This window comes from Pseudoalteromonas sp. THAF3 (assembly GCF_009363775.1).
Taxonomy (GTDB): domain Bacteria; phylum Pseudomonadota; class Gammaproteobacteria; order Enterobacterales; family Alteromonadaceae; genus Pseudoalteromonas; species Pseudoalteromonas ruthenica.
On the sequence record NZ_CP045418.1, the window covers coordinates 56,431 to 80,460 of the forward strand.

Below are 24,030 nucleotides of genomic sequence, written 5' to 3' on the forward strand. Positions count from 1 at the left end.
TCGAAGTAGGAATTTCATGACCAATTCGACCGCGCGAGTGCGTATTGCTACTCGCAAAAGCGCGTTAGCGCTATGGCAAGCTGAGTTTGTAAAAGCGCAACTAGAGCGTCATCACAGGGGTATTACCGTAGAGCTCGTCACCATGACCACCAAGGGTGATATTATTCTTGATACGCCACTGGCAAAAGTGGGTGGAAAAGGCTTGTTTGTTAAAGAGCTTGAGCAAGCGATGCTGGATGGTCGCGCTGATATCGCTGTGCATTCAATGAAAGATGTCCCGGTAGAGTTTCCCGAGGGTCTCGAGTTACACACCATCTGCGAGCGTGAAGACCCTCGTGACGCTTTTGTTTCGAATACGTTTGATAACATTGATAGCTTGCCTGCAGGTGCTATCGTCGGCACGTCTAGCCTACGCCGGCAGTGCCAACTTAAAGAGCAGCGCCCAGATTTAGAGGTGCGTGATTTACGAGGTAATGTGAACACCCGCTTGGCAAAACTAGATGATGGTCAATATGACGCCATTATTCTTGCTGCGGCCGGTTTAATACGGTTGCACATGCCCGAGCGTATTCGCAGTTATATCAGTGCTGAGCAATCACTCCCTGCCAATGGCCAAGGGGCTGTGGGTATCGAGTGTCGCAGTGATGATACGGCGATTAAGGCATTGCTAGCACCGCTGGAGCATCGCGAAACCCGGATTCGAGTTGATGCCGAGCGAGCGATGAATCGTCGACTTCAGGGAGGCTGCCAGGTTCCAATAGGAGCCTATGCCGAGCTGAACGAAGATCACGTTTATTTACGTGGTTTAGTGGGTTCAGTGGATGGTCAGCAAATTTTACGGGCTGAGATCACCGGTCCTGCTTCTGAAGCTGAGCAGCTTGGTATTTCGCTAGCGGATGACCTGTTAGCGCAAGGGGCGGGAAGTATTCTTGCCGAAGTATATGGCGAACTAAAATAATACGGATTTATTACTATGGCGCATATTGTGGTCACCCGCCCTCAAGGCAAAGGAGAAGCACTCGCTGAGCTGTTGATTGCTGCAGGTCATCGCGTCAGTACCACACCTGTGCTGCAGATTGACTATCTCTCAGTCGACGCAAATCAGCTGGCTACCCTCGATGAGGCTGATATCGCTATTTTTGTGTCGCAAGATGCTGTGCAAGGATTGTATCAACAGCGCGATACTTTACCCGCCAATTTGGCTTGCTTTGCGGTTGGACCCACGACCGCGCAAGCCCTTGAACAGCAATTCTCATGTAATGCCAAGGTGCCAAAAAAACAGCATGACTCTGAAGGGTTATTGAGATTACCCGAGCTGCAGAAGATTGAAGGCAAAACAGTCGTGTTAATCAAAGGCCGAGGTGGGCGCACTTTGATTGCCAAAACGCTGAAAGACCGAGGTGCTTTTGTTAACTCACTGGTGACTTACGAGCGCAAAGCTGTCAACGGTAGCAGCAAGGCATGGTTACAGCAGTGGCAGCAGCAGGGTGTTGAGGCGTTGGTAATCACCAGTAACAGTGGTGCAGATGCTATTTTTGCTTGCCAAGATGAAAGCCTGTTACAGTGGCTTAAATCAAGGCAATTTTATATTGTAAGTGAGCGCACTAAGGCGCACTTAGTGAAGCTTGGGGTGAAAGGCGAGCAAATTAAGGTTGCAGCCGATGTCGACAACGAGGCCATTGCCGCATGTATTGGTGCCGAGCAGGAAGGAAACATGAGCGAACAACCAAAAAACACACCAAAGAGTGAGCCTGCGCCAAGCGCAACACAACCTAAAGCAGTACCATCACAGAGTAAACCAATGACACAAAAAATAAGTAAAACAGCCGTTCTAGCGTTGCTGGTGGCATTGGCTGCAGCTGGGGTAACTGGGTATCAATATTGGTTACAACAGCAGGCGCAAGACCAAGAACAAAACCAACTACAACAGCATTTAGAGCAGCTACAAAGCGATAATCAAGCGCTCAATCAACGCCTTGAAGCATTGGCCAACGCTCTGCAACAACAGCAGCATAGTGCTCAGCAATGGCAACGACAGTTTAGTGATAGGGTTAATGGCGAGCTAAGCGCTAATCAACGTGCCGTAGCTGGGCAAATAGAGCAAGCCATTGATGGCTTGAACAATCAAGAGCAACCGCCGTTAGACATCAACGAAGTGAAGCGCTTGGTCGCCATGGCTGATTTTCAACTTTGGTCGGAAGCGAACTACGCAGGCGCTGCAGCAACGCTGAAGCGACTCGATGCATTACTGGCAAGTTATCCTGGCAATGCCCAATTAAGACGCGCTATTCACACTGATTTACAGCAGCTGGCCAGCATCGAAGTGGCCGATGTTGAAGCGGTGGTGCTTCGACTTCACGGCCTTGGTGGTCAGGTCGATAAGTTACAATTTAATATGGTTGAATTGGCGCCTACCGAAAACAATGGCGAGCAATCACAGGCATTGTCGGACAATGTATCTGATTGGCGACGCAATTTAGCTGCAACCTGGGATAAGCTGGTGGATGATTTTATAAAAGTGCGCAAGCGCGAGGCCGCTATAGAGCCCTTATTAGATAACCAGCAGCAGCGACTTATTAAACAGCGACTTCACTTTTATCTCGATCAGGCAGGCTTTGCCGCTAGCCATAAACATCCGAAGTTGTATACACAAGCTTTGCAAAGTGCCGCCGAGATTGTCACGCGTTACTTTAACCTGCAACAACCGCAGACCAGCCAGTTTTTGGGTCAGCTTAAACAGCTACAATTAAAAACCTTGGTTCCTCAGCAGCCAGTTACGCTCAGCTCTGTCCAGGTCGTGGGGGAGTCTTAAAATGGCGCGTTTATTAATTGTTTTTATTGTTATTGCTGCAGTTGCAGCGATAGCGCCTTGGCTGATAGACGAGAAAGGTTATGTTCTTATTGCGTTCGGCCAGTGGACTGTAGAGGGAAGCATTGTAAGCTTCGCCATTCTTACCGCCTTGGCGCTGTTTCTTGGCTACCTAATTTACAGCTTGGTGCGCTATGGCTGGGGCAGTTACCGCAATCTGCGTCATGGCTTTTTCGCGCGCGCGAAAGAGCGCAAACAGGCCGTATTGGAACAAGCGATTTGGGCGTTGATTAATGACGACATGGAACAGCTGCAACATACATTGAGCAAAGGCAAGGTGGAAGACCATTGGCAGGATTTTGCATTGGCAATGCGCGCCAAAGCAAGTTTGCGTCAAGATAAGCCAGATCTAGCCCTAAACTTGCTTGATGAACTCTCGGATACCAACCGTGCGAAGCCGGCAGCACTGTGGTTAGAGAGCCACTCAGATGCAGAGGTATTAGCGACCTTACGGCAACAGTGTAATAGTAAAAAAGCGACATCACAGCAGCTAAATTTGTATGCACAGGTGCTACTAAGATTACGCAAATACAGTGAATTTGCAGAGCTAGTGCCGCGTTTGGTGAAATTACAAAGTCTTAATGAATACCAATGGGACTGGGCGCTACGACAATATTTCCAAGGAGCAGATAAAACTCAGCTCGATAAGCGCCAAAGTGAGCTGCCAAAGCATATCCGTGAGGCGGCGCATACACACTATTTACGTGCTGTTGTGCGCATAGGCGACATTGCGTCGGTGACTGATGCCCTGAAGAAGTTATTGAAACGCGGTGAATATTCGCAATTATTGTCTATCCTTAGTGAGATAGAGCAAGGTGACGTTGAAGCACTGCAAAAGGCACTGCAACAAGAGCTGAAGAAGCAACCTGACGAAGCAGAAATGCTATTGTGCCTCGCTTACTTGGCACAAAGCCAAGGAGAGCATGACCTCGCATCGCGTATTTTCGATAAGGTGCTAGCACAACAACAAACCCTGCCTCATCCGCAGCGTGCGATGCGTAGTTATCGCGCAACGCAGCAAGCTGAAAAAGCATTATTGGTTCTCGATCATAGCTAAGACTTAAGACCAGAAGCAGGGAAGGTAATGAAGAATCTCTTTAACTTAACCTTTGTAGTAGCACTGGGTTACTTCATTACCGGCTTTTTAAGCAACGCGCTACTGGCTATTGATGGCTATGCGGTGGCTTCCTGGCCCCCCTCAGGAGTAGCGTTAGCGGCATTATTGATTGCAGGGCGGCGAGCGTTGGTTGGCATTGTGCTTGGCGCGTTGATGACCAACTTACTTCACCTTGAAGTGGTCGCCGACATCTTACACTGGCAAGTTGCTTTGCATGCGGCCTCTGTGACCGCAGCTTCAACAGCTCAGGCCTTTCTAGGTTACTGGGTCATCACTCGAATAATAAAAGCGCCTCTGGATCTCTCAGACCTCAAACTGACCATCACCAGTATTATTTTTGGTGGACCAGTTGTTTGTGTCTTTGCCGCTACAGTGGGTACTGAGCTGCTGATCACTAATGAGGTTATTCCTGAGGTGGCGCGATGGGACAGCTTCGTCACTTGGTGGATAGGCGATAGCATCGGAGTTATGATTTTTACTCCGTTGTTGTTGGCAGGTTTCAACTTCGCGGTGATGCGTCATCGCTTACAAGTGATTGTGCCATCCATGGTGATTTATGCGGCCATTAGCCTGACCTTTTATGCTGCTGCAACCAATAAGCACAATAAAGACCAAGAATTATTCCAAGCTCAAGCTCAGGTCGTTGTTGACCAATTCGATGAAATTCTTACTCGCCTGCGGGCCAATACTCAAGTGCTAGCATCCTTCATTGGTAATCAACAGTCGGTGACTCGTGGTGAATTTCGTGAGTTCACGGCTAAACAGATGAATTACAACCCAGAAATAAACGCGCTGGTGTGGATGCCTAAAGTAAAAAGCCAAGATATCGACCAGTTTGAACAATCTACCACGGTGGAAATGAGCAACCCTTTCAAAGTGTTTGCCCGCTATGAGCGCGACACCAATAACGGCGCACACTTTCCGGTTTACTACGGCCACTTTTCTCAGGGAATGCGACAGGTTTTTGGTTTAGATATCAGTGCTGAGCCTTATTTTAAGCATCTTCAAGCCTATAAAGGTGAACTCTTCGTCACGGATACCTTTGCGCTAGAAAGTAGCCCTCAAGGAGACTTAGGGTTTTTGGTGTTGTCGCCTGTCAGAGCCAAAGATAAAAGTATCAGAGGGTATGTGGCTGCGGTGGTTAGCTTGCCCTTGTTGTATCGCTCGGCGATGGCCAACCTGACCTTCAATAATGTTGGGGTTGAGCTGGTGGATATGAGTGCGCAGCCTCATAAAGTTATTTTACCTTTAGCGCAGTCCGGACCCGTTATCATGCGTCATGACTTTGCGATCGCTAACCGTCAATGGCAACTTAATTTGCACCGTCAAGGAATAGCCCACGCATGGTCTGGCTACTGGTATGCACAGGTCATAGGCATGTTGTTTGTGTGGTTACTAATTACTTTTCTAATCGCCATTACCGGCAGTAATATTCGGGTGCGTGACCAAGTAGCAAAACAAACCCGGGTGTTACGAGAAGAAAAAGCCAAAGCTGATAGTGCCAATGACGCTAAGTCTCAGTTTCTGGCTAACATGAGCCATGAAATTCGTACGCCAATCAATGGCATTAAAGGTTTGCACTATTTAGCGTTGCAACAACAAGATTGGCCACAAGCACAGCAATATATCACTCAAGCCGACAGTGCTCTGAGCGTATTACTTCGGGTGCTCAATGATATCCTCGACTTTTCGAAAATGGAGGCGGGCAAACTAGACTTGTATCAAGAGCCTTTAGAACTTGAAGAGCTGTGCAAAGAACTAAAACACCTTATGAGTGTGGAAGCGGGTAACAAAAGTTTAGTGATTGACTATGAAATTAACGAGGGAGTGAACCCTGTATTCCACACCGATGCAATTCGCCTGAAGCAAGTGTTATTAAACCTATTAAATAATGCCGTTAAATTCACCCAGCAAGGGGCGATCCGCCTAAAGGTAGACGAACACGATAACGAGCTTTGCTTTAGTGTCACGGATACCGGCATGGGCATTCGCGAAGATATTCAAAAGCAATTGTTTAAGCCCTTTTCTCAAGCCGATGGCTCCACCTCGCGACGCTTCGGCGGCACAGGATTAGGCTTGAGTATCTGTCAGAAACTGGTCACCTTAATGGGCGGGCGTATTTCCCTAGAAAGTGAAGAGGGGCTAGGCTCGTGTTTTCGTGTCTATCTTCCCAAACAGAGCCCTTTAGCTGTGCGTCCAGATGTGCCCAAGGCGAAAGAGCAAGCCACTTTGGAGTTAGACCTCACCGGCGTCGCTATTTTGTTAGTTGAGGATAACTTGTTAAACCAACAAGTTGCCAAAGCCATGCTCGAGGGCAAAGGAGCTCAGCCTGATATTGCTAATGACGGTGTCGAGGCTATTGAGATGGTGAGTGAAAACCACTATGACTTAGTTCTAATGGATATTCAAATGCCGAACATGGATGGTTTAACCGCAGCTAGAGCTATTCGCAATGAGCTACTGCTAGACGACTTGCCAATTATTGGGCTCTCTGCCAATGCTCAAGAGCATGACTTTAAGCTGGCTGAGCACTACGGCATGAATGATTACGTGGTCAAACCCATAGACGCGGAGCGGTTATTTAGTAGTATCGCCATGCAGTTAAAACAGCACCCAGCGAAGCAGCACGCGTAGCTTGAATTTATCCCTCAAGTGCGTATGATCCGCGAAATTTTATCGAAACCTAGGGGGTCATTATGATCAATCGCCAGTTACCATTGCTCGACTTACACCGCCACCTTGATGGCAATGTGCGTGCCAAAACAATTTTAGAGCTTGGTCAGCAGTTTAATCTTGACCTTCCAGGCAGCGATCTTGAATCGCTACGCCCTCATGTTCAGGTAATCGAGGTTGCTCCAGACTTAGTCTCATTTCTGGCTAAGCTGGATTGGGGAGTGAAAGTGTTAGGGGATTATGACGCCTGTCGTCGTATTGCTATTGAAAATGTCGAAGACGCAGCTACACAAGGTATTGACTATACCGAGTTGCGCTTTAGCCCCTATTACATGGCGATGAGTCATGGTCTGCATCCGCAAGGTGTAGTAGAAGCGGTGGTTGATGGTATCCACAGCGCGGTGCAAGAGCATGACGTTCAAGTCAACTTAATTGGCATTTTATCGCGTACCTTTGGCCAGCAAAAGTGCCAGCAAGAACTCGATGCCATCTTAGCCTTCAAAGAGCACATGGTCGCCGTTGATTTAGCTGGTGATGAGTTGGGCTTCCCCGGGGAGTTGTTTGTTGATCACTTTAGGCAAGTTCACAAAGCCGACTTGCGAGCGACTATTCACGCTGGCGAGGCCGAAGATTCACGCAGTATCTGGCAAGCCATTGAAGGATTAGGGGCTGACCGCATCGGCCATGGCGTTAACGCCGCTAAAGACCCCAAGCTGATGGATTATTTGCGCGATCACCGTATCGGTATTGAATCTTGCTTGACCAGTAACGTACTGACCAGCACAGTAGCTCAAATTGATACACATCCACTCAAACAATTTTTAGAGCATGGCATTTTGGCTAGCATCAACACCGATGACCCAGCGGTGCAAGGCATCGAGCTTGCTAATGAATATCAGCATGCTGCCTACCAAGCCGGCCTCAGCCAAGAGCATATCACTCAGGCCCAAGAAAACGCCCTGACTATCGCTTATTTAAGTGACGGTGATAAAGCTGCATTAAAAGTGAAAGCGGCGCAGCGTTCATAAATTAGGCTGCATTGCAGCTTTGATAGCTGCGACTTAGCGCATGTAAAACCTGAGTACGGCTAACGATGCCTATCACTTTGTTTTGCTCCACTACGGGGTATTGCTTGGGTTTATGAGGTTGTTGCATTTTTAGCGCAACCTCCAGCAGTGGCGTCTGTGTGGATGTTGTGAGCACATCTTGGTGCATCACATCAGCCACTGTAATGCGGCCATCACAAAAATAGCTATTGATGGTCAGCGGTGCCAGACAATCCTGCTCCGACAAGTAACCCACCAACTGTTGTTGTTCATCAACAACAGGTGCGCCTATAACTTGGTGCTTCTTGAGCAGCGCAATGGCTGCTGTTAGTTCCAAGTCTGGGCTGAGAGAAAGAAAGCTGCGGCTCATAACATGGTGTACTTTTAAATCGAACATAATCTGTCACTCCTTTAAGTCTTAGGAGCAGTGTAGGCTTGTCTTTTTGATAGGTAAAAGGGAATAAATAAATGGAAGCGTTCGATCTAATGGATGGTTGAGTGAGAGTTAGCCCTACATCGGTGGAATGTAGGGCTTTAGCTTGCTGCCTCTATTTGATAAAAGCAAATGCGTCGGCAAACATATATTCGCGCTGGGCACCATGCTCTATGAAGTCGTCGCGTACAATGCCTATCATGTCGAAGCGTCCCGCCATATAAATAGAGTAAGGCTCCAAGGAAACAATGTCTTTCATCACCGCGTGGTGCACAAGGCCGGTATGACCATGCCATTCACCTTGAGGCTGCTCAACCACCGGGATAAAAGTGAAGTTACTGCGTTTAGCTGCCCACTGCTGCATTTCCTCTTTGGCATATAAAGCATCTTCATGCTTCACACCCCAGTAAAAAAAGACGGGACGGTCACAGTCAATTTCAGCTAGGTGGTCGGCCATTGATTTTACGTATGAAAAACCGGTGCCACCGGCTAACAATACCACCGGACGGGTGCAGTCGATGCGTAACTGCGATACGCCTAAACCTACTTCTATCAGCGCTTGGGTGCCATTTTCATGGTGCTGGCGCAAATGATCGAGGGCTTGCATCGCATAGCTATCAGCGCCCGATGCGCCGATATGCAGCTCAATTTGCTGTTTTTGGCTTGGGCGGCTGGCGATAGAGAAGGCGCGCTTATCTTTCTCGGCTAAAACGAGCTGCAAGTAGTGACCCGCCTCAAACTCAGCTGGCTGCTCTGGTGCCAAGACAACCTTGGAAACAAATTCTGTCAGTGGCGTGATGCTTACCACATCCGCTTTTAGTGTTTGCATGATTAACCTTTATGATTTTAGCTGCGCCACAGCGTATCACATAAGCGGCTGTGGCGATAAGTCTGCACTTTAGTCGATACCTAGGGAATCCCAGATTTCGTCAACGCGTTGTTTGACCTTGTCATCCATAACGATAGGCTCACCCCATTCGCGATCCGTTTCCCCTGGCCACTTATTGGTTGCGTCCATGCCCATTTTTGAACCTAAACCAGAAATAGGTGAAGCAAAGTCGAGATAATCGATCGGGGTGTTTTCCACTAGGGTGGTGTCGCGAGCGGGGTCCATACGGGTGGTGATCGCCCAAATGACATCATTCCAGTCGCGTGCGTTGACATCGTCATCACAGACAATGACGAACTTAGTGTACATAAACTGGCGTAAGAACGACCAGACTCCCATCATTACTCGTTTTGCATGTCCTGGATACTGCTTTTTCATGGTCACTACGGCCATGCGGTATGAGCAGCCTTCTGGGGGCAGGTAAAAATCGACTATTTCTGGGAATTGCTTTTGCAGTATAGGTACAAATACCTCGTTCAGGGCGACGCCTAAAATAGCCGGCTCATCGGGTGGGCGGCCAGTATAGGTGCTGTGATAAATAGGATTTTCACGGTGCGTAACATGGGTCACCGTCATAACAGGGAAGTCATCGACTTCATTGTAATAGCCGGTATGGTCACCATAAGGGCCTTCAGGGGCGCGCTCGTCTTGAGCAATGTAACCTTCAAGCACGAATTCGGCACTAGCGGGAACCTGTAAATCGTTGGAAACAGACTTGACCACTTCGGTCTTACCGCCACGAAGTAAACCTGCAAAGGCGTATTCACTCAGAGTATCGGGCACAGGTGTTACCGCCCCTAGTATGGTGGCAGGGTCGGCTCCGAGGGCAACCGACACCGGATAAGGTTCACCCGGATGCTCTTTACACCACTCTTGAAAGTCAAGCGCACCACCGCGATGGGATAGCCAACGCATGATGATCTTGTTTTTCCCCAATAATTGCTGGCGATATATACCGAGGTTCTGGCGTTTCTTGTACGGGCCCTTGGTAACGGTTAGGCCCCAAGTGATCAACGGTGCAGCATCACCCGGCCAGCAGTGCTGAATGGGCAGGCGGGTTAAATCTACTTGCTCCCCAGCTAATACTACTTGTTGGCATGGCGCTTTCTTCACTTCCTTCGCTGGCATGTTAAGCACTTGCTTGAACACCGGCAGCTGGCCTATGGCTTCTTTAATACCTTTCGGGGGCTCAGGCTCTTTTAAAAAGGCCAACAGCTTACCTACTTCACGCAAGGCCTCTACATTATCTTGGCCCATACCCAGGGCTACGCGTTCAGGAGTGCCAAAGAGGTTAGCTAATACTGGAATGTCGTAACCTTTGGGGTTTTCAAATAACAGGGCCGGGCCTTTAGCGCGCAATGTGCGATCGGCTATTTCCGTCATTTCCAGGTAAGTATCGATGGGCTGGCTAATTCGTTTGAGCTCGCCGCGCTTTTCCAGTAACGCGATAAAGTCGCGAAGATCTTTATATTTCATTACGCCTCGTTAAGCCTGAGTGTTTGCAGCATTATACTGTAACCCAATGGAAAAGCGATCAGTGGCTACGGTGACACTGCCAGGTTTCATTCCCTATCATTAGCATTGCTTCATCGCCCTTGCCCCAGAAGGTCATTTCACCGTTAGTATATTTACTCCCGGAGGCTGAGCGTTCTCCCGATAAACTGTAAGTATCGCCGTCAAGCGTTAATGTGGCCGTGCTGTCGTTATATTCGACCTTTAATACCGATCCAGAATCACACCGATAGCTAATGCCAACGGAATTGTCGGATGGTTCTATGGATAACTCTGAACACGCGGATAACAAAGTGACAAGTAACAATATTATTAGGGAGGGCTTCATAAGTGAAAGACTCCTATTTTGTGGACAACTACAGTGTAGCGTATGCACTTCACTCGGCCTATTACCCTTTTTTAGGATTTATTGCAGCTGCGTTAGCTCACCGTCTTTTTGCTATGACATGAGCGCCCGACCCTTGGGGTGAGCGACGATAAATAAAGTTATCAGCACAAACAAAAAATCGTGGGCGCATTCGGTGCTGGTATTGCGCTGAATCCGCATCGCACACAACGTTGGGCTAGAGACTGGCGTTTGTGCTGATGTTAGCAACTCTTTCATCTAGTCCGTAGCTGGAACCATGATTGCTATCGCGGTACACTCTTGTAACTTATTTAACAAAAATAAAAAGTACTACTTTTAAAATGCATTTCATGGAGTGAAATAATGAAATTATTTATTGCCCTGCTGTTGGGGCTTGTTAGCACGGCCGTTGTTTCCGAGGAAGCCAAAACAGAGCTTATTCCCCTAGAACATTTCTCCCGTAGCGCACAGTACCATTCTCTTAAATTATCTCCTGATGGCGCCTACTTAGGGGCGATGACCAAAAAAGAGGGCAAGGATGTTCTGTTTATTCTTGATACCGAAAACTTCAAAATGCATCACGGCGTCAGTTTTCCCGGCAACGCACAGGTTGGCAATTATCAGTGGGTCAATAATGAGCGCGTGGTGTTAAGCAAAGAGTATTTACGAGGCTGGAAAGACCATCCTGAATACTATGGCGAATTATTCGGCGTAAACGTCGATGGTAGCCGCTCTAAATATCTGATGGGCTATCAGGGGGAGCAACAGACAGGCTCGCGTTTACGCAAGGCGACCTCCGTATACGGCACCTCTTATATTCTTGACCCATTGGTTGATGATGAGCGACATATGCTGGTGGTTACCTACCCTTGGACTGGCAGCAAGGAGCCGCATACCATCGTTTATGAAGTGGATGTGTATCGCGGGTTGCGTCGTCAGGTCACCCGTTCACCGTCGCGTATGGCGCAGTTTTTAACTGACGAGCAAGGACGCTTGCGGGTATCGGTCTCCACTGATAATGACACCGACCAAGAGATTCACTTACGTGACCTTGATGAGGGTCAGTGGGTTGAGCTTGAGCGCGGGGCCCTGGGGTTGTCAGATATTAAGTTGCATGGCTTTAACCAAAAAGGGGATGTCGTGTACGCCAGTGCCTCTAAAAATGGCGAACCAGCCGGCCTTTATAAGTTGAACTTAGAGACTAAAACCCATGAATTGGTCTATCAAGAAGAGCATGTCTCTCCTAGCAAGGTATGGGTTGATGAGGTCGATAAATCGGTATTCGCGATTGAATATGAAGCGCAATATCCTAATTATGCTTTTGTTGATAAGAATGCGCCTATGGCAAAGCGCCTGAAAGGGCTCTTGCAAGCCGTTCCTGGACGGCAAGTACGCATTATCAGCAGCACCGAAGATGGCAACCTGAATGTGGTGTGGACTGGTAGCGATCGTCACCCCAGTAGCTTTTACCTGTTTAATGCCAGTACCAACGAGTTGAAGTTTTTGTTCTCGTCGCGGCCTTGGATTGATACCACGCAAATGTCACAAACCAAGCCCATTCAGTATACTGCGCGTGATGGGCTGAATATTTACGGTTACTTTACCGTGCCCCATGGTAAGGAATTAAAAGACTTACCATTAGTTGTACTTCCCCACGGCGGCCCCCATGGTCCTCGTGACTGGTGGGGATTCGATCCCGAAGTACAGCTCTTGGCTAGCAGAGGCATAGCTGTGTTGCAGGTCAACTTCAGGGGCTCAGGCGGCTTTGGTGGCAACTTCCAGCGTGCAGGGTATCGCAAATGGGGCAGTGATATTCAGTATGACATCATTGACGGTGTTAACTACGTGGCAGAGCTAGGCTGGGTTGATAAAGATAATATGTGCATCATGGGAGCCAGCTTTGGCGCTTACTCAGCATTGCAAAGCGCTATTATTGAACCCGATATGTTCCAATGTGCGGTGGGCGTAGTCGGGGTCTATGATTTACCGTTGATGTTTGATGAGGGTGACGTGGCTGCTCGCGATAGTGGACAGCGCTACTTACGCAAGGTCTTAGGCAACGACAAGAAGCAGCTAAAGGCGTTCTCACCGAGTTACAATGTCGATAAATTAAAGGCGCCCGTACTCATTGTTCATGGAGGAGAAGATCAGCGCGCACCCATTGAACAGGCCGAGTCCTTGATAGCCGCCCTAGATAAGACCGAACATCCGTATCAATATGTGTTGCTGGAGGATGAGGGACACGGCTTTTATAACGCCGAGCACCAACTTCATTACTACCAGCAGATGATCGCATTTATCACTGAACACCTTAATTTATAAAGGTTTAGCTTGTGATTGAGCGATGTAAAAAGGCCCTGTTTTAAAACAGGGCCTTTTAGTAAGAAAATGGCCTACAGCCGCAAGGGCAAGCAGGCCACGGGAACAAACCTAGTGTGCGTGGTCATGCTCATCTTCAGCGATACCTAACCACTGCAATTTACCGGCAGCAAAGTTAAGCTCTTGGGTCGCAGTGATGGCCTGCGACTCTAAGTCCACTTTGTGTAGCATGTTCTCTTGCTGATTGAGCACGTAAAGAGCTTCCTCGTCTGCGGCAACCGCTAACTGGTAGTTCTCTGATACCTGAGAAAAAAGGTTGAAGTGAGTGCTGTGATGCCAGCCTCCATCGCCTTCAAAAACGTGTAAGTCACCGTGATTATCGAGAATAAAGTAAGCACCGTGATGAGCGCTAAAGGTGCTAGCTAAAGCATCGACGTCTGCTTCATCACGCCATAACACTTCGGTCATATCATGATTTTCTGGATCGAGGTTAAACAATCGCTTTGCTGAGGTAATGGCAAGCAGGTCATGCGAGTTATGGCTTGCTTTGATGGTGCCAATGCGACCCTCAAGCCCCTCAGGGTTAGCTATCTTATGGGCACTGAAGCTCGTATCTTGTTGCTCTATTAGCAGTACACCATCGCTACAACCAAAGGCGACATGTTCTTCATTTTGCGCGCTGCCGTGGAGCATCGGGCAGGTTGGTGCAAAGCGTAGTTCATGGTGAAGATGATCATCATGGCGATGAAACAGCTCAACTTGGCTAGGCAATACAGTGTCACTGCTGGCCTCTCGATAGGTTGCTAGCACGTAGTCGCCGCGTATCTGTGCGGCACCATGCATATAAGTAGCAAACTCGTGGTGGGCAATTACCTCACCTTCGCCAATATGATGATCGTCAAGTAAGGTGACTGATGCGTTGACCGTGTTTTGTTTATCACCATCGAAAAATAAGGCCGCTTGTTGCTCTGCAGCGTCAAAGTGTGTCGGCTTAGCACCACTAAGTTGTAACGATGACAAGCTAGGGGCTTGCTCGTAAGGGTGCATATGGTCGCCATGGTCTTCGCTATAAACGCCACCATCAATAAACTCGACTAAGCCTTGGTCTCGCTGGATCAACGCAGCGTAACGCAATGAGGGTGTAGCGTACATGCCAGATACCACATGCGTTGTCGGTAGTAGCTCGACGAGGCTTAAGTCCTCAGCGTTAAATACGCTTACTTCAGCCTGTTCAGCCGCCGAAATTAACAGGCGTCCGGCGATGTGTTCATCATTATGCTCATGCTCTGAATGCTCTTCAGGTACAGCTTCTGTGGGTTGATTTAGGTCATCGATACTGTCGCCACAACCCCACAATAATGTCGTCGCAACTAATAATGGTAAATAACGTAAGCGCAAAGCAAGCTCCTTAATAATTATTCTAGCTCCATGTTTTGTTATATAGTAACATCAAGGTGTTATATTGCAACATAACATTGCTTGGTGCCGGTTTTTAGTAACAGCTAGGAGTTATCGCTTACTAGCTACAGTGCTTTAGCGCTATTTTAGCTTTAGGATGGTTTTGTTCGGCGGCTCTCTTAAACCACAGACATGCTTGTTGAGTGTCTTGTTCAGTGCTTTGGCCTTTTAAATACATGTCACCTAAGTTGTATTGCGACCAGGCATCACCTTGCTCGGCACCACGCTGAAAAGCGCTCAATGCCTCAGCCCACAAGCCTTGACGAAAATACTCAATACCTTTTTGGTTGGCTTGATTTAATTTAGGCCCTTCGTAGAGGGGTTTTGGCTTAGGTCGTGGACGAACGATGCCGCCGTCAATGTAGATATGCTCGGGGCGACGGGCTGAAATAATCGTGCCCTGCGCAAATAAAGGGGCGAGCTGCTGACGCTCAAGAGAGATGGAATTTGTTAAAAAGTAGCTATCAAGCATTAAATTATCCATGCTGATGGCTTTGTCTGTGCCGCTTTCTCGCTTATAAGTGACACTACTGACTTTGAAAGTGACGGTATCAGGATCAACAGCTTTAACCTGAAGCACTTGATATCCCGGCGCTGCGTCTTTACCAAGGGCACGACTGAGGCCTTGCTTTTCGAAGACGTACACATCCCAAATTTTGGGCGCAGCTAAGTTGGCAGCCATTTGTTGCCCTTGTTGGTGGTTATGATTAACAAGCAAAACCACTAATGCTGCAATAAGCCACAAGCCCAAGCTATGGTAAGTCGCCCAAATGAACCAATGGCTCAGAGCTGCGCCGGGTCTGCCTAGCGGCATCAAGGGCAAGCCATAAGCACTGAGTACTGAATAGCGGCCAAAGCGTTTATTGATGTGTGTCGGAGCGAGTCGCTCAGTGGGGACGGCAGAAACTGGCATACTAACATTCCTTGTTGCGCAAGTATTTTCACACTAGCGCAACTAAAAAATGTTAGCAAGATTTTATTTTGCTTGAATTTTGTCCTTAGCATCGGCGGCCATATAGGCAAAAACGGCATACGCAGCGGTATTTTGCTTTAGTTTATGTGGTTCGATTTTATCTAGAGTGTCATCAGCGGTGTGATGGTAATCAAAGTAGTCGGTGCCGTCTTGATGCAAGGCAAATATAGGGCTCGATTGTGCTCGTTCAAATGGGATTAAGTCCGGCCCTCCTCGGGCTGAGTTTGCGCCGATATAGGTTACATCGAGAGGTCTCAGTTGTTCAGCAATCGCGCGCACTATAGGTAAGGATTGGGCATGCACGTTCGACTCGAACGCATACACGACATCGGCGCCAAAGTCTGATTCGGCGGCGGCAACAATGTGATCTAACTCATCACTATGTGTTTTGACATAATCTTTAGCACCCCACAGGCCAAGCTCTTCAGCGGCAAAGAGGACAACACGAATACTTCGCTGCGGGCGTTTCACCGCTGCCACATGCTTTGCTGCTGCCATGGTGATTGCAACCCCTGCGCCGTCATCTAAGGCACCGGTGCCTAAATCCCATGAATCAAGGTGGCTAGCTAAGAGCACGTATTCATCAGGTTTACTATGGCCAGTTATCTCACCAATCACGTTATAGCTCTCGCCCTGTCCTAAATCTTCGGTTTGTATATTGATGTGTACGGTGACTTGTTCGCCGAGTGCGATAAGTCGCGCAATTTGATCGGCATCTGGGTTGGCAATAGCCACATTGGGGATCTTGCTTACCCCTTCTTTATAGTGACTGCCACCGGTATGAGCAAAACGGTGATGGCTGGTGCTGACTGAGCGCATCATATAGCCAATTGCGCCTTTTTGTGCCGCGACAACGGCGCCTGAACTGCGCGCTTTCACTGCAGGCCCATAACCGTTGCCATCAATATCACGGTTCATGCGATAGTTTACATAGGCAATTTTTCCTGCTAGCGAGCCGGCGGGTGCAGCTTGTAACTCTGCCAGCGTTTCAAACAGTACGATAGGGGCGGTTAGGCCATCTTTTGCGGTGCTGACGCTGTTGCCTAAAGCCGTTAGATGCAGCGGCTGTTTGCTAGGAGTGAGTATATGTCCTGATTCATGATAGCGACGCCAGTGTGGGAAGTGGGCTTTTTCGAGCCACACTTTATCGAAGCCGAGCCGTTCGAACTGAGCTTTGGCCCAAGCAACGGCCTTTTTATCATTCTCGGTACCCGGCAGGCGAGGGCCAACCTCGGTGGTAAGGGACTCCACGAGCTGCCAACTTAACTCGCTGTTTTGTGCCTGCTGACGAATTTGTGCGGTGTGTTGTAATTGCTCAGTGGTAAATTGCTCTGCGGCTGCTTGCTGTATTGGCGCTAATGCGAGTAGGGGCAGTGCCAACAAAGAGACAAACTTCATGGTTGTTCCTAGGTCTTGAGATAAAAGTGTATTTAATCACATCCTTACTCATGGTGATAATTTATGCGCTAGGTCGGGAGGGAAGGAGGCCGCCAAGAGGCGACCTCTTTATGGTTAGAAGCTGAACTGGGCCGCAAGGCGGAAGTTCGTGCCTTCGCCAACAGTGACATTACTGACGCCACCGCCGGCAAGGTAGTCAGTATCAAATAGGTTCTCAATATTGAGTCTTAAGTCAATGTCATTACCGGCAAGCTTAAGCGCGTAGGTAGCACCGACATCGACGCGCGTATACGCATCTTTCTCAACGGTATTGGCACTGTCGGCAAAGCGTTTTCCGGTGTAAAAAACGCCAGCATTAAAGGCCAGAGCATCGTTAAGCTCATAGCGTGACCACAGTGAAGCCGACCACTTGGGTGCATCCGCAGGGCGGTTGCCTTCATAATTCTCATCACGTTCGTATTGAGCATTTAGATACATAGTGGACGCCATGACGAAAAAACGATCGGTGACCGCGCCCTGTGCGGCGAGCTCTAGGCCTTTATGACGCTGCTCGCCCACCTGTGTAGTGATTGAATCATAATCAGGGTGTTCAACGAGCTCAGTGACTAAGGTGCCGTCTTTACTGATATCAAACAGTGAGCCGCTTAGCAGTAAACGGTCATCGAACAACTGCCACTTAGCACCGAGTTCTATTTGCTCAGAAGTCACAGCGTCAAGTTTCATATTATGATTCTTGTCGGTTTCATTATTGAGCTTATCGGCGCCCTGCGGCTCGAAGCCTTCTGAGTAGCTGAGGTAAATCGTGGCGGTATCCAGTGGGTGGTAAAGTACGCCTAGTTTAGGAAGTACAGATTCATTGTCGGCACCGGTTTTATTTTGCTTATCGTAGCGTCCACCAATAGAGACTTGCCACTGTGGGTTCACAGTGATCAAGTCTTGAATATAGATACCATAGTAGTCATATTCTGCGGTGTATAAGCTATCATCGCTCTGATAGCTTACATTGGGGCGGCTTGGCTGTTGCTGAGCGAGTGTGTAATCCACTGCATCTGCGCGGGTGCGAAGCTGTCCATAATAGTAATCTAGACTATTGGCACCAATCAGTAGTTGGTGTTGCATATTGGCCAGCTTAAATTCGCCAACAAAGTCGATGTAGGCGGTAGTAAATTGCCAATCATCAAAGCGATCATAGGGGCGCGAGGTGTAGCTATCACCGACTTGATAGTCGCTCGGTTTGCGCGGTGCTGACTCAAAACGTTGGCGCTCGAACGTTTGCTCGTTGTAGCCTACTTTCACTTGCCACTGGTTGTTAATGAAATGGCGTACATCAAGACCGATATTTTCCACAGTAATATCAGTGAAAGCCCAAGAAAAATCGTAAATCGTTTTATCGTCACCGATAAGCTCGCCATCGTTGTTTAGCCAAGCCCCAGTGTCTAATCCTGTTTTATCATCGGTGCGGTCGTAATGTACGCGTATTAAGGTGTCGTCCGTGAGGTCATAATCTAACACCACAGCGCCCAAAAAGCGGTCTCGTTCGCGTTCTTCGCCATTGGGGTATTCGCGCCAGAAGTTTACATCTTGCTTGACTAAAATACCGCGTCCGCGCAGGCGCTCATCTTCGGTTAGTGCAGAGCTTGCATCAAGCATAAAGCGAGTGGAGCCGTGTTGATCGATATCTGCCGCAAGGTTAATAAATTGATTGGCGGTGGGCTTTTTAGTCACCATATTGACCAATCCGCCCGGGCCAGACTGACCATAGAGGATACTCGAAGGGCCTTTGATAACCTCAACACGCTCAAGGATTTCAATCGGTTGTTGGTAATGAGACCAATGCTGGTGGCCATCGCGTAAGTAGCCAGTCGATGAACTTAAGCCAAACCCACGCATGTTGAATGTTTCTCGGTTACGCTGTTTCGAGCCCGATGTAAGGCTGGCGTCATTACTCAGTACTTCGCCGAGTGTGGTGGCCAGTTGCTCATTAACGATAGTGTCAGGAATAACAGTCACAGACTGAGCCGTCTCTAGCAGTGAAGTATTTGTGCGTAAGGCGCCTGAAGCGCTATCCACTTTATAGTCGTTAAAATAAGAGCCGACGACTTCGATCTTTTCCATGTTTTCAGTTGCGAGAGTCGCGGTAGGGAAGGCAGCTGCGATTGCTAAAGTGAGCGCGTGGCGGTTCATAATAATTACCTAGATAAAAAACAACGTTGCGCATGTTAATGAAAGTAATTATCAATTGCAATTGTTATTTTTTACTCGCACATATTGAAGTAACTGTTGGTATTCATTATGAATTTGTTGAAAGTCTGCGTTACTGTGGGTGTTTTTATCCGGGTGGTGCGCCAGCGCAAGCGCGCGCCATCGCTTTTTTAGTGCCTGCATTTGAATCGGCTGTGACAATTTCCAACGTTTGTTAATACGTGCTAGGGTCGTATCGTCTAAAGTGTTAATGGGCAAGGCTTGCCAAAACTGGTCTAACAAGTCTATAACTTGCTCGCGAGATAAGGCGTAATTCTGCCAATTGAGGTAATATTCTCGCAATGAATCGTTGCTGCTAGGTCGTTGTTTTGGGTGGCCGTAAACGAGCTGAATATGTAAACTAGATATGGACAAATAGCAGTCGCTTTTGAGCAATTCATCTTGCAGCTGAAACAGTGCATTCATAATGATGAAGTTGCGTTTAGCTAGATCGGCCATGGAGTCTTCATCAAGGCGGCCAAGGTGACCGTGTGCTTTTAATTGGCTAGCCAGGGTATGGACTTTCCAACTTTGACCGTCCGTTAAGAGCGCTAAAATAGGCTCTATGAGTGGGTTGTAATGTGAGTCGTCCATAATAAAACCGTTAACGTAATTGAGATTGCCCAGCGTAGGGTGTACAGGGTTTAAAATACAGTGAAATGGAATATGTCGCAAAGGAAGCTCCCTCGGTTACTGGTGTGTATCCAGTTACTTGTATGCTCACTTTTTACTAGCCTGAGCTATGGTGATGCGCTGATTGACGATATTCGCTCCCAACCTCAGCAATTGCAACGCGATTACGCCATCAGCAAACTCGCTCAATCTCTCTCTGAACCACAACAATTAGCAGTCAATGCCTTTATCGCCAAACAGTTTTTTGAAGACAGTAACTACGAAAAGGCGGCTCGCTACTATTTACGCGCAGAGCAACTAGCCGCAAAACACGGCACGGTAATTGAGCATTCGCGATACGCACAGATGCAAGGCGTTAGCCACTACTACCGGGGTCAAGATTTAACCGCTATTGAAGACTATCTTCGCGCCATCGAGATCATCGAGCAAATCGACAAACCCATTATTGCGGCCCATTTATATAATAATATTGGCCTGGCTTATTCTGGCGCAGACCAAATCGAAGCGGCCATCGCCTCTTATTCAAAGGCAAAAGAGCTTTACGATGAATATGGCGACGAATATGACCAAGTTAATATCATGCACAACATTGCCGTTGCTTACATGGACTGGTACCGCTTCGAAGCTGCGTTCGATATTTATGAGCAAATAGGTGATAGCTTTGAGCGTTTGGGCGATACCATAGGGCAAGCGCAAATGGAGACTAACTTAGGCTCTATTTACCAATCACGTATGGATTTCGAACAAGCAGAAATTTACTACCAAAAGGCTCTGGTGAAATACCAAGAAAATGGCGACCGCCCAAACCATATTGTCAATCTTATTCGCTTAGCTGAATTAAACTTCGTGCAAGGGCGTTTTGATGCCGCTTATACGCAAATGCGTGACGCCCAAGCGCAGGCTGAGGTAATGGATAATTTGCATTACAACAGCAATATTAAAGAAATTGAAGCCAAGTTGCTGTTCGCTAAAGGTCAATATAAGCAGGCACAGCAAGCGCTGCGAGAGGTATACACCATGCGCGAGCAGGTGACCGATGACAAAGCCTCTCCTGCGATTTCCTTAATTGAATTACTCGTGACTGCGGCGCAGGGTGATCATGTCAAAAGCGCATTGCTATACGAGCGCTATGAGCGCCAGCAGCAAGAGATGCTAAGCAATAAAATAGCCAGCTCTTTGAATGATTTTCAAGCTAAGTACAATGCCACGGAACTACAACAACAGGTTGACTCGCTCAAGCAACAGCAACAGTTAGACAAACTCGAAGCGCAGCAGCGTCGTCAAATGACATTTCTAGCTGCAGGTATATTGATATTGGCTTTTATCAGTATAGTGCTGTTATTCCGGCGCTCTGCCGAGCGCAAAGCCACGGCAATGCTAGAGGATAAAGTAAAGCAACGTACCAAAGAGCTGGAGGAGTTGGCCGATCAGCTCAGTGCGGCAAACGAAATAAAAAGCCAATTCTTGGCCAATATCAGCCATGAAATACGCACCCCCCTGACCTCTATTATGGGTCAAGCGCAAGCAATCATCGAAGGCGATGTGCCCGCCGAGCAAGTAGCCAAGGAGCTACGAGTCATCTACAACAATAGCCAACATCTTGGAGAGCTGATTAACGATGTACTCGATTTGAGTAAAATCGAGGCCAACAAGCTGGAGTTGGTTATTTCAACAGTGAGTATTTGTTCCTTACTTGCGGATATAAATGCCATGTTCCAGCCAAGCGCATCACAAAAAGGCATTCTTTTTCGTATTAATAATAAGTTGCCAGCAAGCTTCGGCGCGGAGTTTGATTACATTCGAGTAAAACAGGTGCTGGTGAACTTATGCTCTAATGCGGTGAAGTTCACTGAGCAAGGTGAGGTTGAACTTGCTATTACTGCTGATGAGCAAGGCGCGTGCTTTCGTGTAAAAGACACCGGGATTGGTATTGCTGAAGATAAGCTTGACGCCATTTTTGCGAACTTTAGCCAAGGTGATAACTCCATCAGCCGGCGCTTTGGCGGTACAGGCCTCGGTCTTAGCCTATCGCAGCAACTAGCGCAGATTATGGGTGGAGATATAAGCGTCTCCAGTGTTTTGGGGCAGGGCAGTACATTTAGCTTCTATATCCCTTGTCGTTGTATGGAAATGGACGAGCGCAGCAACGACACGATTCAGGCAGCACGGGCCCTGAGCTTTTCCGGTGAGGTGGTACTGGCCGAGGATCACGAGGATAATCGTAGACTAATTGAGCGTCTACTTACCAACTTAGGTATTAAAGTGCACAGCGCTGCTAATGGTGAACAAGCTGTAGAGCTTACTTTGCAGCACTGCCCTGATTTAGTGTTAATGGATATCCAAATGCCAAAAATGGATGGTCTTGAGGCTCTTAATTTGTTGCGCCAATGTGGCTATACGCAACCGATCATCGCTTTAACGGCGAACGCCATGACCCATGATATTGAACGGTACAAAGCTGCTGGGTTCACTAATCACTTGGCGAAACCTATCGAAAAAGAAGAGTTTTGCCGCACCCTAGAGCACTTTTTGAATGTTGAAATAGACGCTCGTGCGGCTCAGAGTGTGGATATGAGCGACTTGCACGAAAGCTTTATGCACACCTTGCCAAGAGAGATCGAAAGCTTAGTAAATGCACATGCTCGTAATGACCTCGATGAAATTAAGGCCGTCGCCCACCGCTTAGCAGGGGCTGCGCAGATGTTTGCCAGCCAAACCATTGCGGAGTTGGTATGCGATATTGAACTTGCGGCAAAGTATCAGGATAAAGAGCAAGTCGGTGTATTAATCGAAGACTTGGCAAATCTGGAACTAGAATAAATCAATATCACCCGTAAGGTCCTCACTATGGCTTGTCGTTTGCGGCAGCGCATCTATGTGTTTTCGGCTGGGGTCATTACGTTTGCGGGTATCATAATGTTCTTCACTGGTAATAAATAAGCTTATCTTCTGCTCTATACACTGTGCGAGATTGAGCAAGTCTTGTGATGATACTGATTGTATTCGCGAGCTAGACAGCGCGTCTGAGTTGAGCTCTTGCATGGCATCGACGCAGCTTTGCGCTCTATCCGACAGCGTATGCTGTTGCTGCAGTTGACTGCGGATTTGTTCTGAATGGGCGCTAATGTCGAGCATGGAATGCTCTATTTGGTCGACCTCGTTAGTCGCTTGCGCGGATAATTCAACGGTTTCCTGTGTCAGCGAGATGCTTTGTTGCATCAACTCGGTGACCCGCTGCGTCCCTTGCTGAATATGTTGCACCATTTCCCGCACTTCACTGGTGGATTTGGTCGTGCGTGCGGCGAGGTGGCGAACTTCGTCAGCGACCACAGCAAAGCCACGGCCCATTTCACCCGCGCGCGCCGCTTCAATCGCGGCGTTTAATGCCAGTAGATTGGTTTGTTCAGCAATGGCATTGATAACATCAATCACCGAACTAATTTTTTCGCTGTCTTGTTGCAACTGTGCTAATTCATCGTTGGTTTGTGCTATCTGTGATGACAGCGTTTGCATGCTGCGCTGGCTTTTATCAGCATCGATTTTGGTTTGCTTTACTGAGTTTGTTGCCAGCTCCAACGAGCCACAAATATTGTCAATGCCACCGCCGAGTTGGGTCGTAATGTGCAGCATGTCATTAAATGAGTTTACCATGTCGTTACCATGGGTACTTTGCATCATCGCTTTTTGAGTGACTGAGGAATAAGTATCGGTAAGTTCATCAGCCATCGGAAGAAGGCGTGCAGAGCTGGCATGAATCTCCATGATTAAGTGCTCAATGGTGGCTAAGCAGCTATTGAATACTAGATAAGATTGGGGAGCGTGTTTGCTGTCATCAAAGCGAAAACTGACGTTCACTTTTTCTCCATCCACCAAATGTTGTGCTAGGGCAGCGGTCAGCTCATGATCTTGTACAGAGCCTCGCTTCAAAACGTAGATAAGTAAGGCGAGGATAACCATAGTGGGCAATAAAATAAGTGCGGTGTGCCACCACGATGACGTGAACTGGTAGGCCACTATCACTTGCGTGAATGTTAATACCGCCACAAAGAGAAGGTAAAAATTTCTAAGATTCATTAGCTTACTGATTATATTTTGCCCTATCTAAGATATAGACTAATCTCGT

17 protein-coding genes are annotated in these 24,030 nt (G+C 48.0%); 7 read left to right on the top strand and 10 right to left on the bottom strand.

Features of this window, described 5'->3' with window-relative positions:
- The first annotated feature begins 16 nt into the window (after nucleotides 1-16).
- From hemC to add, 5 genes are all read left to right on the top strand, one after another.
- Complete coding sequence (gene hemC, locus FIU82_RS00290) at nucleotides 17-958, top strand: hydroxymethylbilane synthase (RefSeq protein ID WP_152440072.1); 942 nt, start codon at nucleotides 17-19, stop codon at nucleotides 956-958.
- A gap of 15 nt (nucleotides 959-973) precedes the next feature.
- Complete coding sequence (locus FIU82_RS00295; protein WP_152440073.1) at nucleotides 974-2,812, top strand: uroporphyrinogen-III synthase; 1,839 nt, start codon at nucleotides 974-976, stop codon at nucleotides 2,810-2,812.
- 1 nt (nucleotide 2,813) lies between these two features.
- Complete coding sequence (locus FIU82_RS00300; protein WP_152440074.1) at nucleotides 2,814-3,926, top strand: heme biosynthesis HemY N-terminal domain-containing protein; 1,113 nt, start codon at nucleotides 2,814-2,816, stop codon at nucleotides 3,924-3,926.
- A 27-nt stretch (nucleotides 3,927-3,953) separates the two neighbouring features.
- Nucleotides 3,954-6,620, top strand: a complete 2,667-nt coding sequence (locus tag FIU82_RS00305) for an ATP-binding protein (protein WP_152440075.1) — start codon at nucleotides 3,954-3,956, stop codon at nucleotides 6,618-6,620.
- Between the two features lie 62 nt (nucleotides 6,621-6,682).
- Complete coding sequence (gene add, locus FIU82_RS00310; RefSeq protein ID WP_152440076.1) at nucleotides 6,683-7,687, top strand: adenosine deaminase; 1,005 nt, start codon at nucleotides 6,683-6,685, stop codon at nucleotides 7,685-7,687.
- Nucleotide 7,688: 1 nt separating this feature from the next.
- Here add and FIU82_RS00315 read toward each other — a convergent pair whose 3' ends face one another.
- The 4 genes from FIU82_RS00315 to FIU82_RS00330 all read right to left on the bottom strand — a co-directional run bounded on the left by FIU82_RS00315 (nucleotide 7,689) and on the right by FIU82_RS00330 (nucleotide 10,867).
- On the bottom strand, nucleotides 7,689-8,102 hold the full coding sequence (locus tag FIU82_RS00315) for a CBS domain-containing protein (protein WP_152440077.1): 414 nt from the start codon (nucleotides 8,100-8,102) through the stop codon (nucleotides 7,689-7,691).
- A 151-nt stretch (nucleotides 8,103-8,253) separates the two neighbouring features.
- Nucleotides 8,254-8,967 (bottom strand): NAD(P)H-flavin reductase, encoded by a 714-nt coding sequence (gene fre / locus FIU82_RS00320; protein WP_045979494.1) that lies wholly within the window; start codon nucleotides 8,965-8,967, stop codon nucleotides 8,254-8,256.
- A 69-nt stretch (nucleotides 8,968-9,036) separates the two neighbouring features.
- On the bottom strand, nucleotides 9,037-10,503 hold the full coding sequence (gene ubiD, locus FIU82_RS00325; RefSeq protein WP_045979495.1) for a 4-hydroxy-3-polyprenylbenzoate decarboxylase: 1,467 nt from the start codon (nucleotides 10,501-10,503) through the stop codon (nucleotides 9,037-9,039).
- Between the two features lie 58 nt (nucleotides 10,504-10,561).
- A complete protein-coding gene (locus tag FIU82_RS00330) occupies nucleotides 10,562-10,867 on the bottom strand; it encodes an MliC family protein (protein WP_045979496.1) in 306 nt (101 codons plus the stop codon).
- A 381-nt stretch (nucleotides 10,868-11,248) separates the two neighbouring features.
- Here FIU82_RS00330 and FIU82_RS00335 point away from each other — a divergent pair, with 381 nt between their 5' ends.
- Nucleotides 11,249-13,207 carry a S9 family peptidase gene (locus FIU82_RS00335; protein ID WP_152440078.1) on the top strand — a complete coding sequence of 653 codons (1,959 nt, stop codon included), beginning with the start codon at nucleotides 11,249-11,251 and terminating at the stop codon, nucleotides 13,205-13,207.
- Nucleotides 13,208-13,315: 108 nt separating this feature from the next.
- Here the strand turns inward: FIU82_RS00335 and FIU82_RS00340 are convergent, their stop codons facing one another.
- From FIU82_RS00340 to FIU82_RS00360, 5 genes are all read right to left on the bottom strand, one after another.
- On the bottom strand, nucleotides 13,316-14,602 hold the full coding sequence (locus FIU82_RS00340; RefSeq protein ID WP_152440079.1) for a hypothetical protein: 1,287 nt from the start codon (nucleotides 14,600-14,602) through the stop codon (nucleotides 13,316-13,318).
- Between the two features lie 121 nt (nucleotides 14,603-14,723).
- Nucleotides 14,724-15,575, bottom strand: coding sequence for a tetratricopeptide repeat protein (locus FIU82_RS00345; protein ID WP_152440080.1), 852 nt, complete (start codon nucleotides 15,573-15,575; stop codon nucleotides 14,724-14,726).
- A 63-nt stretch (nucleotides 15,576-15,638) separates the two neighbouring features.
- Nucleotides 15,639-17,033 carry a M20/M25/M40 family metallo-hydrolase gene (locus FIU82_RS00350; RefSeq protein WP_138508521.1) on the bottom strand — a complete coding sequence of 465 codons (1,395 nt, stop codon included), beginning with the start codon at nucleotides 17,031-17,033 and terminating at the stop codon, nucleotides 15,639-15,641.
- Nucleotides 17,034-17,147: 114 nt separating this feature from the next.
- The gene (locus FIU82_RS00355) at nucleotides 17,148-19,217 is read right to left on the bottom strand and encodes a TonB-dependent siderophore receptor (protein WP_152440081.1); all 2,070 of its coding nucleotides are present in this window, start codon (nucleotides 19,215-19,217) and stop codon (nucleotides 17,148-17,150) included.
- A gap of 51 nt (nucleotides 19,218-19,268) precedes the next feature.
- Nucleotides 19,269-19,868: a DNA-J related domain-containing protein gene (locus FIU82_RS00360; protein WP_152440082.1), complete on the bottom strand. Its 600-nt coding sequence runs from the start codon at nucleotides 19,866-19,868 to the stop codon at nucleotides 19,269-19,271.
- A 72-nt stretch (nucleotides 19,869-19,940) separates the two neighbouring features.
- Between FIU82_RS00360 and FIU82_RS00365 the strand changes: the two genes are divergently transcribed.
- Nucleotides 19,941-22,727: an ATP-binding protein gene (locus FIU82_RS00365; protein ID WP_152440083.1), complete on the top strand. Its 2,787-nt coding sequence runs from the start codon at nucleotides 19,941-19,943 to the stop codon at nucleotides 22,725-22,727.
- Here the strand turns inward: FIU82_RS00365 and FIU82_RS00370 are convergent.
- The gene (locus FIU82_RS00370; protein WP_152440084.1) at nucleotides 22,719-23,981 is read right to left on the bottom strand and encodes a methyl-accepting chemotaxis protein; all 1,263 of its coding nucleotides are present in this window, start codon (nucleotides 23,979-23,981) and stop codon (nucleotides 22,719-22,721) included. The two genes, FIU82_RS00365 and FIU82_RS00370, sit on opposite strands and share 9 nt — an antisense overlap.
- Nucleotides 23,982-24,030: the final 49 nt, after the last annotated feature.

Excerpts from the sequence above, each read along its gene's own strand:
- hemC (WP_152440072.1), top strand. The coding sequence starts at position 17 with ATGACCAATTCGACCGCGCGAGTGCGTATTGCTACTCGCAAAAGCGCG.
- FIU82_RS00295 (WP_152440073.1), top strand. The coding sequence starts at position 974 with ATGGCGCATATTGTGGTCACCCGCCCTCAAGGCAAAGGAGAAGCACTC.
- FIU82_RS00300 (WP_152440074.1), top strand. The coding sequence starts at position 2,814 with ATGGCGCGTTTATTAATTGTTTTTATTGTTATTGCTGCAGTTGCAGCG.
- FIU82_RS00305 (WP_152440075.1), top strand. The coding sequence starts at position 3,954 with ATGAAGAATCTCTTTAACTTAACCTTTGTAGTAGCACTGGGTTACTTC.
- add (WP_152440076.1), top strand. The coding sequence starts at position 6,683 with ATGATCAATCGCCAGTTACCATTGCTCGACTTACACCGCCACCTTGAT.
- FIU82_RS00315 (WP_152440077.1), bottom strand. The coding sequence starts at position 8,102 with ATGTTCGATTTAAAAGTACACCATGTTATGAGCCGCAGCTTTCTTTCT.
- fre (WP_045979494.1), bottom strand. The coding sequence starts at position 8,967 with ATGCAAACACTAAAAGCGGATGTGGTAAGCATCACGCCACTGACAGAA.
- ubiD (WP_045979495.1), bottom strand. The coding sequence starts at position 10,503 with ATGAAATATAAAGATCTTCGCGACTTTATCGCGTTACTGGAAAAGCGC.
- FIU82_RS00330 (WP_045979496.1), bottom strand. The coding sequence starts at position 10,867 with ATGAAGCCCTCCCTAATAATATTGTTACTTGTCACTTTGTTATCCGCG.
- FIU82_RS00335 (WP_152440078.1), top strand. The coding sequence starts at position 11,249 with ATGAAATTATTTATTGCCCTGCTGTTGGGGCTTGTTAGCACGGCCGTT.
- FIU82_RS00345 (WP_152440080.1), bottom strand. The coding sequence starts at position 15,575 with ATGCCAGTTTCTGCCGTCCCCACTGAGCGACTCGCTCCGACACACATC.
- FIU82_RS00350 (WP_138508521.1), bottom strand. The coding sequence starts at position 17,033 with ATGAAGTTTGTCTCTTTGTTGGCACTGCCCCTACTCGCATTAGCGCCA.
- FIU82_RS00355 (WP_152440081.1), bottom strand. The coding sequence starts at position 19,217 with ATGAACCGCCACGCGCTCACTTTAGCAATCGCAGCTGCCTTCCCTACC.
- FIU82_RS00360 (WP_152440082.1), bottom strand. The coding sequence starts at position 19,868 with ATGGACGACTCACATTACAACCCACTCATAGAGCCTATTTTAGCGCTC.
- FIU82_RS00365 (WP_152440083.1), top strand. The coding sequence starts at position 19,941 with ATGTCGCAAAGGAAGCTCCCTCGGTTACTGGTGTGTATCCAGTTACTT.
- FIU82_RS00370 (WP_152440084.1), bottom strand. The coding sequence starts at position 23,981 with ATGAATCTTAGAAATTTTTACCTTCTCTTTGTGGCGGTATTAACATTC.